This is a genomic window from Streptococcus danieliae (assembly GCF_009767945.1).
Classification (GTDB): Bacteria; Bacillota; Bacilli; order Lactobacillales; family Streptococcaceae; genus Streptococcus; species Streptococcus danieliae.
This window is the reverse complement of the sequence record NZ_WSRS01000082.1, coordinates 1-7863: the sequence shown is the minus strand read 5'-3', so window position 1 is coordinate 7863 and position 7863 is coordinate 1. Positions and strand designations below refer to the sequence as shown.

The 7863-nt window shown below is 46.2% G+C and carries 9 protein-coding genes; 8 read left to right on the top strand and 1 reads right to left on the bottom strand.

Annotated elements, in window-relative coordinates; all coding sequences use genetic code 11:
• The first annotated feature begins 185 nt into the window (after positions 1-185).
• Genes E5983_RS07760 through E5983_RS07745 form a run of 4 tightly spaced genes read left to right on the top strand, consistent with a single transcriptional unit; the run spans position 186 to position 3883 of the window.
• A complete protein-coding gene (locus E5983_RS07760) occupies positions 186-1091 on the top strand; it encodes a LysR family transcriptional regulator (protein ID WP_160333297.1) in 906 nt (301 codons plus the stop codon).
• Positions 1084-1545 (top strand): signal peptidase II, encoded by a 462-nt coding sequence (gene lspA / locus E5983_RS07755; protein WP_160333296.1) that lies wholly within the window; start codon positions 1084-1086, stop codon positions 1543-1545. The genes E5983_RS07760 and lspA overlap by 8 nt, the downstream gene beginning before the upstream one ends.
• Positions 1535-2428: an RluA family pseudouridine synthase gene (locus tag E5983_RS07750; RefSeq protein ID WP_160333295.1), complete on the top strand. Its 894-nt coding sequence runs from the start codon at positions 1535-1537 to the stop codon at positions 2426-2428. The genes lspA and E5983_RS07750 overlap by 11 nt, the downstream gene beginning before the upstream one ends.
• Positions 2429-2431: 3 nt before the next feature.
• Positions 2432-3883, top strand: coding sequence for an alanine/glycine:cation symporter family protein (locus tag E5983_RS07745; protein ID WP_160333294.1), 1452 nt, complete (start codon positions 2432-2434; stop codon positions 3881-3883).
• A gap of 44 nt (positions 3884-3927) precedes the next feature.
• On the opposite strand, the gene E5983_RS07740 is transcribed toward E5983_RS07745, so the two are convergent.
• Positions 3928-4779 carry an excalibur calcium-binding domain-containing protein gene (locus E5983_RS07740; RefSeq protein WP_160333293.1) on the bottom strand — a complete coding sequence of 284 codons (852 nt, stop codon included), beginning with the start codon at positions 4777-4779 and terminating at the stop codon, positions 3928-3930.
• Positions 4780-4943: 164 nt separating this feature from the next.
• Here E5983_RS07740 and E5983_RS07735 point away from each other — a divergent pair, with 164 nt between their 5' ends.
• From E5983_RS07735 to E5983_RS10205, 4 genes are all read left to right on the top strand, one after another.
• The gene (locus E5983_RS07735; RefSeq protein ID WP_160333292.1) at positions 4944-5564 is read left to right on the top strand and encodes a copper homeostasis protein CutC; all 621 of its coding nucleotides are present in this window, start codon (positions 4944-4946) and stop codon (positions 5562-5564) included.
• 32 nt (positions 5565-5596) lie between these two features.
• Complete coding sequence (yaaA, locus tag E5983_RS07730) at positions 5597-6958, top strand: peroxide stress protein YaaA (RefSeq protein WP_160333291.1); 1362 nt, start codon at positions 5597-5599, stop codon at positions 6956-6958.
• A gap of 8 nt (positions 6959-6966) precedes the next feature.
• Positions 6967-7236 (top strand): nitroreductase family protein, encoded by a 270-nt coding sequence (locus E5983_RS10210; RefSeq protein WP_414486781.1) that lies wholly within the window; start codon positions 6967-6969, stop codon positions 7234-7236.
• A 202-nt stretch (positions 7237-7438) separates the two neighbouring features.
• The gene (locus E5983_RS10205) at positions 7439-7696 is read left to right on the top strand and encodes a nitroreductase family protein (RefSeq protein ID WP_414486780.1); all 258 of its coding nucleotides are present in this window, start codon (positions 7439-7441) and stop codon (positions 7694-7696) included.
• Positions 7697-7863 lie beyond the last annotated feature (167 nt).

The window sequence follows — 7863 nt, the reverse complement described above, 5'->3', positions numbered from 1 at the left end:
GTAAAAAGTTTCATTTGAGCATGGTATTTGATAAATATTTAAAATCGCTACTTTAAAAAAGGTTCTGACTGAAGAGAGATCAGTTAGAACCTTTCATGCGTTTGTCGTGCTTTTCGTCAGTAGAGCTAGAAATTTCAGTCTAATTAGGATACAATAGAATGAAGTTTTTTGAAATGGGTAGATAGATGAATATTCAACAATTGCGGAATGTAGTGGCTTTAGCCAATAGTGGTACTTTTCGAGAGGCAGCGGAGAAGCTCTACATCAGTCAGCCGAGTTTGTCCATGTCGATCAGGGATTTGGAGCAGGAGCTGGGCTTTAAGATTTTCAACCGGACCAATTCAGGAACCTTCTTAACCCAGAGGGGAATGCCTTTTTATGAGAAGGCTAAGAGTCTGGTTCAGGAGTTTGATGTTTTAGAAAATCAGTACCAGTCGACGGAGGAGTCTAGTGAATTTTCTGTTGCTGGTCAGCACTATGATTTTTTGCCAGATATTTTAACCAAGTTGGCTAAGCTGTGGCCAGAGCATAAGGATTTCCGGCTGTTTGAATCAACGACCTTGCAGATTTTGGATGAGGTCTATAAGGGGCACAGTGAGATTGGCCTGTTTTATTTAAATAGTCAGAATGAAAAGGGGATTCAGCAAAAGTTGCAGCAAATGGATTTGGAAATACAAACCTTATTTTCATTTCCAACCCACATTTATCTAGCAGAGACTCATCCCTTGGTGGAGAAGGGGGAAATTTCCATGTCCGACTTGGAGATTTACCCGACCGTTCGTTTTACCCAGGAGAAGGATGAGTACCTCTATTATTCGGAGAACTTTTTCGATACCTCGATTAGTCCTGTTCTGTATGAGGTGACGGATCGGGCGACCTTGAATGGTCTTTTAAAGCGGACGCATGGCTATGCGACGGGATCGGGCTTTTTAGATCAGGAGGTTAGTCCAGGGATTCTAGCCTTACCGGTTAAGGAGGGGCGTAAGAATACAATGGTTTGTGCCTTTCGAGCTGGTAGTGAGCTTTCAGCGATTGCCCAAGATTTTTTGGAGTTGCTTGTCGAAGCAGCAGAGGAGATTGGTTATGTCTAGAAAAATGATACTATTGGTACTTGGTTTAGCCTTGATTTTGGGAGATCAACTTCTTAAGTCTTGGGTGGTGGACCACATTGCGCTAGGCGAGCAACTGACCTTTTGGCCAGGCATTATGGATTTGACCTATCTCCAAAACAGGGGGGCTGCCTTTTCAATCCTCCAGGGACAGGTTTGGTTTTTCTTTCTAACAACCTTCCTAGCCATGGTAGTAGCTGCCTATTGCTTTATTAAGGCCAAGTCCAGTCAATGGGAACGTCAGGTCGGCCTGGCCTTGATTATGGCTGGGGGCATTGGGAACTTTATTGACCGTGCCAGTCAGGGCTTTGTGGTGGACATGTTCCAGCTCACCTTTATTGACTTCGCCGTTTTTAACTTGGCCGATTCTTATTTAACAGTCGGAGTTGTTATTTTAATTTTGGATCTCTTAAGGGAGGATGAGGATGGAGTTTAAGGTAAAAACAGGCGGAGAGCGCTTGGACAAGGTGTTGGCTGACAACACGGAACTTTCTAGAAGCCTAGCCAATGAGCAAATCAAGGCGGGCCTCGTTCGAGTCAATGGTCTGGCTAAAAAGCCGCGGTATACGGTCGTGGAAGGGGATATCATTTCCTACCAGCTTCCAGAACCGGAAGTTTTGGATATTCAGGCTGAGGATTTGCCGCTGGAGCTGGTCTACCAAGACCAAGATGTGGCCGTAGTCAATAAGGCCCAGGGGATGGTAGTCCATCCTAGCCCTGGTCATCCGAGTGGAACTCTAGTCAATGCTCTACTGTTTCATGTCAAGGATTTGTCGGGGATCAACGGTGTTCTGCGTCCGGGGATTGTCCACCGGATTGACAAGGACACCTCAGGTCTGCTAATGATTGCCAAAAATGATCAGGCTCATGAAAAATTGGCCCAAGAATTGAAAGAAAAAAAATCACTGCGGAAATATCTGGCTTTAGTGCACGGTAATTTACCGAGTGATAAGGGTGTTATTGAAGCGCCAATCGGTCGGAGTGATAAAGACCGTAAGAAACAGGCTGTTCAAGCGAATGGAAAACCAGCCCTCACACGTTTTACTGTGTTGGAGCGGTTTGGGGATTATAGTCTGGTGGAATTGCAGCTAGAAACTGGTCGGACGCATCAGATTCGCGTTCATATGGCCTACATCGGCCATCCGCTGGCAGGGGACCCACTTTATGGTCCCCAAAAGACCTTGAAGGGTCGGGGTCAATTTCTCCATGCTGCCCAACTTGGTTTTACCCATCCAAGTACAGGTGATACCATGGTATTTACAGCTCCGCTTCCGGACATTTTTGAGAAGATCTTGGGGCAGCTTAGAAAGGATTATTGATAGATGGATATTGTTAAAACACTCTCGGACTGGATTTGGAGTCCAGCCCTCTTGGCATTCCTGATTGGAGCAGGCTTGTATTTTACGATTCGAACGAAATTTGTGCAAATCCGGATGATACCGGAAATGCTTCGCTTGATGTTTGAAAAACCTGAGGACAGTCAAGGGATTTCGTCCTTCCAAGCTTTGTCGGTAGCTCTTTCTGGTCGTGTCGGAACCGGAAATATTGCGGGGGTTGCTTCAGCGATTGCTTTTGGTGGTCCGGGAGCTGTTTTTTGGATGTGGGTGATTGCCTTTGTTGGAGCTGGTTCTGCCTTTGTTGAAACAACTCTCGGTCAGGTTTACAAAGAGGAAGTTGATGGTCAGTTTTATGGAGGACCAGCCTACTATATTGAAAAAGGGCTGAAATTGAAAAAACTGGCAATGGGGATGGCCCTTATTCTGGCCTTCTCATTCGCATTCTTGATGTCTGGAATTCAAGTGAATGGAATTAGTGTTGCGATGCACAATGCCTTGAGTGTACCACCTCTTGTTTCAACCCTACTCGTTGTTGGCGCGCTCCTCTTGATTGTCCTAGGAGGGATTCAACGGATTGCCAAAATTGCCGAGATCATTGTCCCTTTTATGGCGGGAGTTTACCTGCTGATGGTTTTTGTCATCGTTATTGCGAATTTGGATCAGGTAATCCCTGTTTTCCAATTAATTTTTAAAGCAGCCTTTGGGATGGAAGCGGTCTTTGGTGGTCTTGTCGGTGCAGCTATTTCTTATGGTGTCAAACGGGGTGTGTATTCGAATGAAGCTGGGCAAGGTTCTCAGGTAGCGGCTGCAGCTTCTGCCCAGATCTCACATCCGGTGAAACAAGGCTTGGTTCAGGCTTTCTCTGTTTATATTGATACCCTTTTTGTCTGCACAGGGACAGCCTTGGTTATCTTACTAACCAACTCTTATAATGTCTTTGATACCAATCAAAATCCAGTTGTGGCGCATTTGGCCAATACGGATTCGGATAGTGCTGGTGCCTTGTATACACAAACCGCCCTTTCGACCGTTCTAGGTTCTTTTGGTCCTATCTTTGTGGCCTTTGCTTTGGTCTTCTTTGCCTTTACAACGCTGATGAGTTACTACTATATTGCCGAGACCAATTTGCGTTATTTGTTGAAGGGGGACAAATTGACCCTCGCCCTAAGAGTCATGCAAGTATTAATGGTTGGTATGTTGATTTACTCCGGTGTTGCTTCTAGCCAAATGGCTTGGACCATGGGAGAAATTGCGAGTGGGATCACAGTTTGGCTTAATATCACAGCTATTCTCTTCTTATCTCCGCTAGCCTTTAAACTTTTGAAAGATTATGAACAACAGAGGAGAGAAGGTAAAAATCCCGACTTTAATCCATTTGAAATAGGGATTGAAGGTGTCCCTTATTGGGAAAAACGTATCCGTAACAAAGAAAAATAAGCACAGAAACCCAGGTCGAATGATCTGGGTTTCTTAGTCTGTGCTCAACGCTCGCAACCGATTCCATCACCATCGCGATCCAGGTGAGAACCGTAGCCGGGGTTGCCACGGTAGACTGGAGCGGCACCAGCTGCTCTGGCGGCACTACAGTTGGGGAAGTATTGTGCTGTTTGGGCGGCTTGGGCTTGTTGCTGAGCCTGCTGTTGTTCTTGGGCGAGTCGATTGGCTTCTTCCTGACGGGCCTGGATGGCTCCTCTTACCAGTTCAATCCGGTGTTGGAAATCGGCCTTTTGCTTGGGATCGCCAACCGCATCAACGGCAACTTGAGCTTGGCCAATGTTTTCAAGAATCTGATTTTGTTCCAAGGTTTGTACAGCTTGATCGGCCTGACTCCGAACTTGTTCAGCTTCTTGGGCTCTCTGTTCTTCCTCGGCTTTTCGTTTTTGTTCTTCTTCAGCTTTCTGTTTTTCAGCTTGTTCTTTTTGGGTCTTTTCTTGTTCAGCTTTTTTCTGTTCCTTGTTCTTTTTCTCAGCCTGTTCTTTTTTCTGATTTTTGTCCGTTTCTTTTTTGAGATCAGCCTTGACCTTGTCAGCTTCAGCTTTAGCTTTTTGGAGCTCTTGTTTGGTTTTGTTTAGTTGTGTCTGAGTCGCGGTTAGTTCCTGCTGGATCTGGTTGGTTTGAGAGGTTTGCTCGCTTGGAGCCACTAATCCAGACAGGATGCCGATGGTTGCAACTCCTAGTGCTTGATTACGGAGTTGGGGTGTTTTTTTCCAAAAAGCAAAATAGAGTCCACCTATTAAGCCGGCGAGGATTAAGAAAGCTCGTATATTAGGAAGAGCAGCACTGGCTGCGAAAATGAGAAGAATAGCAATCCATTTCTTTGATTTTTGATTCATAAGAGCGTCCTTTCAATTTGTATCCGCTTACATTATAAACCCTGCTAGCTTGAAAGTCAATAATTTTTTAGGAACAGAATCAGTTATAGGCTGTCGGAAAAATAGGCTACACAAGTACTGGTAGAACTTGTATAATAAAATAAGAAGAAAATGTGGGGGAAGGAATGTTATACGAATTTTGTGCAGAAAGTCTAGAGGCACTACCTCGGGCCCTAGCAGCTGGTGCGGGACGTGTGGAACTCTGTGATGATTTGTCTGTCGGTGGTCTCACACCGGGTCCGGCCATGATTCAAGAGGCCTTAACCTTGGGCCTGCCTTTGGTTCTAATGATTCGTCCCAGAGCTGGGAACTTTGTTTATAGTGGTGCGGAGGTGGAGCTGATGGTGGCACAGATCAAACAAGCCAAGGAAATGGGTGTTTCGTCCTTTGTTTTTGGAGTATTACTGGAAGATGGGAGTTTGGATCAGGAAAACTTATACAGGCTGCTGGCAGAAGTCGGGGATGGGGAAGCTGTTTTTCATATGGCTTTTGACCAGATTCCTTGGGAGCAGCGCTTGGAAGCTCTGGATTGGCTAGCCCAAGCTGGTTTCCAGCGAATTCTGACCCATGGTGGTCCGCTGGAGCAGGATCTGTATACTTATGCGGATTACCTGGACCGGATCATCGCCCGCGCCGCGGGTAAGATTGATATCATTCTAGGGGGTGGGATAACCCTGGATAACCGTGACCAAATTGCCCAACGCTTTGGTGTCACGCAACTTCATGGAACGAGGATTGTTGGTTAATGGATTGGCGGAGAAATTTTTTTCAAAACCCTGTGTTTGCAGAGCGACTGGTGGCTGCCGGCTTTGTCCAGCAAGGAAAGCTTTACCAGTATCAAGAAGGTTTGGATGAACTAGACCTCGAACTCCAGCTCCAGTGGAATCCTGAGCAGCAAGAGATGGATATTTGCTTGTGGGATCCGGTCGCTGAAGCAGACTACCAGCTGGCCTTTCTTCCGTCAGCCAAAGGGGCCTATGTGGGCCAGGTTCGGAAGCTCCTCTGGGAAAAACTAAGCCAGATAGAGGGTCAAATTAGTCAGCCCCAGCGATTATTTTCGGCTCAGGCCGAGTCTTTATTGGATTTAGTTAAAGCTCGTTGGGGCTGGGAGCTGGCCTTTCTTTGGAAAAAGCTCCCCAAGGCTGCGGTTTTTCGCTATGGCAGCAAACAAACCTGGTTTGGGGTCATACAGGAAGTTGACTGGCAGAAAATCGATGCTCGTAAACAGGGGCCAGTGACGCTTCTAAGCCTCAAATCGGACCAGGTTGCAAGCCTGGTAGAATCTGGTCTTGCTTATCCGGGCTACCATATGAATAAGAAATACTGGATTAGTTTTCCTCTGGATGGGAGTTACTCCTTAGAGGAAATCTTGAAGCATCTAGTCAAATCCTACCAACTCATCGGAGGAGATTTGACTTTGGAAAGGAAGATGATGAAAATTTTACTGCCTACAGCCAAGGAGCTGGACTTAAAGGAGACCTTTGTTTCAGGAGAGCCTCTGTCGCCTGCTGGTCAGACAGTGCTCCAGGCCCTGGAAGAAGTTGAAAATTGGTCGACTTTTTTCAAATTGAAGGAAGATAAAGCTAGGGAAGAAGAGGAGCGTTTTCAAGCTTTGAGAGACGGTCAAGCTCAGACTAAACCGGCCCTCCAACTTTTTAATGGTCTGATGTATCGGCAAATCGACCGAACTCAGGTCGACAATCCTTTTTGGAATCAAGTTTGGATTACCTCCAGCTTGTATGGTTGCGTGCCCATTTTAACTCCCATGGCTCCTCACCGCCTGGATTTTCAAGTCCCTCTTCAAGTGGAGGGACAAAGCCTGACTCAATTCTGGCGCCCCCATTTTGATGCTGCGATTGGCAGTGATCCCGTTCTTTCACTGCTCTCGTCAGAATTTGAGCAGGTATTCTCCAAGGAAGTCAGAGAGAATTTTATCCGTATTCAATTTAAAGAAAACAAGGGTGGCGTCCTCAAAACACACTCCACCATCTCCAAAAAGGGCCGGGGACTGCTTATCCAAAGCCTAGCGGAAACGCCGATTCAAGCGTTGGAGGAATTGAAGACACGGACGATTGCCGGTTTTACTTATCAGGCAGGCCTATCGGATGTTAAAGAGTGGATTTTTGTCCGAGAAGGATAGGAGAAGTGATGAACGAAACGATTCAAACGCAATTAAACAATCGGAGTATTCGCAACTTTCAAAAGCAGGAGCTAACCAAAGCGGAAGTCGACCTGTTGGTAGAGGTTGCACAGCAAGCACCCACGAGTAATTTTCGGCAGTCCTACTCGATTTTGAGTATCACAGATCCAGAATTAAAGCAGGAGTTGGCGAAGATCGGCCAGCAGGAGTATATCGCAAGTGCTCCGCATCTCTTCGTATTCTTAGTCGATCAAGCCCGAAATACCAAGCTGGCATAAGAGCAGGGAGCTCCAGCCTTGGTGCAATGAAGTCCGGAACGCTTTTTAGCCGCTTTTTCGGATGCGTTGATTGTAGCGCAAAACATGGTCGTAGGAACAGTCTACTTGGGCAGTATTCTGAACGATCCCAAAGGGCTCTGCCAGTTGCTGGCCAGGTCAAGTTTCAGATAAGAAACCCCACCTGCCCAAGGAAATTGTCCATATGGAAAATGTTTATCAGGAACTGGAACATCCGGTGGCAGCTTTAAAGGAATATGACCAGACTATTGAGCAATACTATGACCTACGCTCCTCTAACAACCGCCTTGAAGCCTTTACCACAAAAGTCAGTCGGGAAATGGCAACCTCCCCTGCCAAACGCGCTGAAACACTGGCTGCTCTGCAGGAACAAGGCTTCTTTGTAGATCCGAGACCAGAATACGTCAAAAAACCTTTGCAGATCACCTGCAAAGGTTTTTAAGTGACTGGAAATATTGGCTCTTTGTCAAGTTGTGTGGAATCCCTGAAAACTGACAGTTTTAGGCTTTTATTATTTAGCTTTTTAATAAATGTGTTGAGATGGTTTTAACGTCAATCCGAATCCGGCTTCTTTCGAATTTCTATGAGATGCTTTCCCTGTGGTGGGGG

Bases quoted from the DNA above. Each gene is read 5' to 3' on its own strand.
- E5983_RS10210 (WP_414486781.1), top strand. From the start codon at position 6,967: ATGAACGAAACGATTCAAACGCAATTAAACAATCGGAGTATTCGCAAC.
- lspA (WP_160333296.1), top strand. From the start codon at position 1,084: ATGTCTAGAAAAATGATACTATTGGTACTTGGTTTAGCCTTGATTTTG.
- E5983_RS07745 (WP_160333294.1), top strand. From the start codon at position 2,432: ATGGATATTGTTAAAACACTCTCGGACTGGATTTGGAGTCCAGCCCTC.
- E5983_RS10205 (WP_414486780.1), top strand. From the start codon at position 7,439: ATGGAAAATGTTTATCAGGAACTGGAACATCCGGTGGCAGCTTTAAAG.
- E5983_RS07760 (WP_160333297.1), top strand. From the start codon at position 186: ATGAATATTCAACAATTGCGGAATGTAGTGGCTTTAGCCAATAGTGGT.
- E5983_RS07750 (WP_160333295.1), top strand. From the start codon at position 1,535: ATGGAGTTTAAGGTAAAAACAGGCGGAGAGCGCTTGGACAAGGTGTTG.
- E5983_RS07740 (WP_160333293.1), bottom strand. From the start codon at position 4,779: ATGAATCAAAAATCAAAGAAATGGATTGCTATTCTTCTCATTTTCGCA.
- E5983_RS07735 (WP_160333292.1), top strand. From the start codon at position 4,944: ATGTTATACGAATTTTGTGCAGAAAGTCTAGAGGCACTACCTCGGGCC.